At 57.0% G+C, this 2,803-nt stretch carries 4 protein-coding genes; all 4 read left to right on the top strand.

Features of this window, described 5'->3' with window-relative positions; translation table 11 throughout:
• On the top strand, positions 1-366 hold a 366-nt coding region (locus tag HF921_RS12700; RefSeq protein WP_215893945.1), incomplete at its 5' end, for a hemerythrin domain-containing protein.
• On the top strand, positions 363-1,433 hold the full coding sequence (locus HF921_RS12695; RefSeq protein WP_226834620.1) for a tellurite resistance/C4-dicarboxylate transporter family protein: 1,071 nt from the start codon (positions 363-365) through the stop codon (positions 1,431-1,433). The genes HF921_RS12700 and HF921_RS12695, both read left to right, overlap by 4 nt.
• A gap of 231 nt (positions 1,434-1,664) precedes the next feature.
• Positions 1,665-2,033, top strand: a complete 369-nt coding sequence (locus tag HF921_RS12690) for a HesB/IscA family protein (RefSeq protein WP_215850632.1) — start codon at positions 1,665-1,667, stop codon at positions 2,031-2,033.
• 4 nt (positions 2,034-2,037) lie between these two features.
• On the top strand, positions 2,038-2,803 hold a 766-nt coding region (nifU, locus tag HF921_RS12685; RefSeq protein WP_215893944.1), incomplete at its 3' end, for a Fe-S cluster assembly protein NifU.

Raw genomic sequence — 2,803 nt, 5'->3', positions numbered from 1 at the left:
ACACGCATCCGCCGCTACTTTCATATGGCCGGTCCCGCCCATCATGCCGACGAGGAGAACCAGCTTTTTCCCTGGCTGCTGGCGCGACCGGACTTTCCGTCCATGCTGCGGGCGGTGGTGCGCAATCTGACAGATCAGCATCGGCAGTTGGAAGGGGCTTGGCGGGTGTTGGATGCGGATCTGCTCGCCGTGGAGAGCGGGGAGCAACCCGAAGCGCTGCATCTGGAACCCTTCATCTCCATGAACCGGGCTCATGTGGCGCTGGAGAATGGCGAGATATTCCCAGTGGCTGAAAAGCTCCTGGAAGAAGGTGTGGCACGGCGACTGGGGGCGGCCATGGCCAAGCGGCGGGCGGAGGAGAGTTGATCCGTCGTGGCCGAGAATACACAGCGCAGCTGGACTCCGCCGTACAGGATCTGGCCCCCGCTTATTTCGCTTTGGTGATGGCCACGGGCATCGTTTCCCTGACGGCCCAGGCCATGGGTATTCCCCTCCTTGCCCGGTCGCTCTTCTGGCTCAATGCGGCGTTCTACGGCGTTTTATGGTTCCTGACGGTCTGGCGCATCCTGCGCTTTGGGCGGCGGCTGGGCGCGGATCTCAAGGATTACCAACGCGGCCCCGGCTTCTTTTCTGTGGTGGCCGGATCCGCCATCCTCGGCAGCCAGTTCATACTCCTCGCGAAGGATGAGACGATGGGAATGCTGCTCTGGGGTCTTGCCATGGCCCTTTGGCTAACGTTGAATTACGGCATATTCACCATCTTTACCATCCAAAAAAACAAACCTTCCCTCGAAGGGGGCATCACTGGCACCTGGCTTTTGGCGGTGGTCGCCGCCCAATCCGTCACCGTGCTCGCCACGCTGCTGGATGCCCACTTGAACCCCATGCATCGCCTGGAATTCAATTTCATCGCGCTCTCTCTGTGGCTCTGGGGCGGCATGCTCTACATCTGGATCATAGTCCTCATTTTTTACCGTTACAGTTTCTTCCCCCTTACGGCGAAGGATCTGGTGCCACCATACTGGATCAACATGGGGGCTATGGCTATTTCCACCCTGGCGGGCTCCCTACTTATCGTCAACGCCGCCAAGGCCCCCTATCTTCACTCCCTTCTCCCCTTTCTGAAAGGCTTTACGGTCTTTTATTGGGCCACGGGAAGCTGGTGGATCCCGCTGCTGGTTACCCTGGAACTCTGGCGCCATGGCATCAAGCGGCTTCCTATCCGCTATGATCCGCTTTACTGGGGCGTGGTCTTTCCCCTGGGCATGTACAGCTTGTGCACCATTCATATGGCGCAGAGCATGGAACTGCCCTTTTTGCTCCCTCTCGGGCATGTCTTCTTCTATCTGGCGCTGCTCGTTTGGGCGCTCACCCTCTACGGGATGATCCGCAAGATGGCATTCGACTGTTCTTTGGTACGTGGCCGATTGTGAACACCGCGATGAGAGGCGGCGTGGGACAACTATCCGTTCGGCCCTGCCCGTGATGTTCGTTTCCTTGCAAAACCATCCTGGAAGATGTAGAGAAAGCAACAAAATACACTGACAACACCTAAACATCCGATATTAGTCTTCATAATAACAATAAGTTGACAACAAATTCAAAAGCTGGCCCGAGTCTTGCTAAAAAGCATACAGGAACCCCTGTCGCGTAAGGAGTGTGTCATGCTGATATTGACGGAAAAAGCCATGGATGTCGTAAAGAATCTGCTTGCCGAGAATCCTGAAGCGAGCGGATTGCGGGTTGCGGTGACCGGGGGCGGTTGTTCCGGCTATCAATATGGAATGGGGCTGGAGGCCGAAGCCGGCGCCGATGATACCGTGGTGGCGATAGAGGGCGTGCCGGTTTACGTGGACAACGCCAGCGCCACGCTGCTGAGCGGGGTCGTCATCGACTATGTGGACGAACTCAGCGGCAGCGGCTTCCGTTTCGAAAATCCCAATGCTACGGGAACCTGTGGTTGCGGATCGTCATTCACCACGGGAGACGAGGCTTCCGCTGCCTCGGCCTCCGCCTGCGGACATCGGAGCTGACGCCATGTGGGATTATACCGATAAAGTCAAAGATTTATTCTTCAACCCCAAGAATACCGGGGTCCTCGAAGAAGCCAACGCGGTCGGCGAGGTCGGCTCCATCAGTTGCGGAGATGCTCTGCGCCTGATGCTCAAGGTAGACCCGGATACGGATGTCATTTTGGATGCCCGCTTCCAAACTTTTGGCTGCGGCTCCGCCATCGCCTCGTCATCGGCGTTGACTGAACTGATCAAGGGCAAGACGCTGGATGAAGCGCTCAAAATCACCAATCAGGACATCGCTGAATTTTTGGGCGGGCTGCCTCCGGAGAAAATGCATTGTTCCGTTATGGGTGCCGAGGCCCTGCACGCCGCCATCGCCAATTACCGTGGCGAAGAATGGGCGGATGATCACGAAGAAGGCGCGCTGGTATGTAAATGCTTCGCTATCGACTCGGCGCTCATTGAAAAGGTGGCCAGAGAAAACCATTTGTCGACGGTCGAAGAAATCACTTTCTATACCAAGGCGGGCGGCGGTTGCCAGAGTTGCCATGAACAGATCGAGGATATCCTCGCGACAGTAAACGGCAGCACGCCGCTACCGGTCATGGCGGCGAAGCCCGCCGCCAAAGTTCCCCCGACCCCCATGACCATGGTCCAGAAAATCCAGAAAATATCCGCCGTGATCGATGAAATGCGCCCGCAATTCCAGATGGACGGCGGCAATATCGAACTGGTCGATGTGGATGGTGATACGGTCATGGTGGCCATGAGTGGCTCGTGCATGAACT

The sequence above is a fragment of the Acidithiobacillus ferriphilus genome, assembly GCF_018854775.1.
GTDB classification, from domain to species: Bacteria; Pseudomonadota; Gammaproteobacteria; order Acidithiobacillales; family Acidithiobacillaceae; genus Acidithiobacillus; species Acidithiobacillus ferriphilus.
This window is presented reverse-complemented; position numbering and strand designations above follow the sequence as displayed.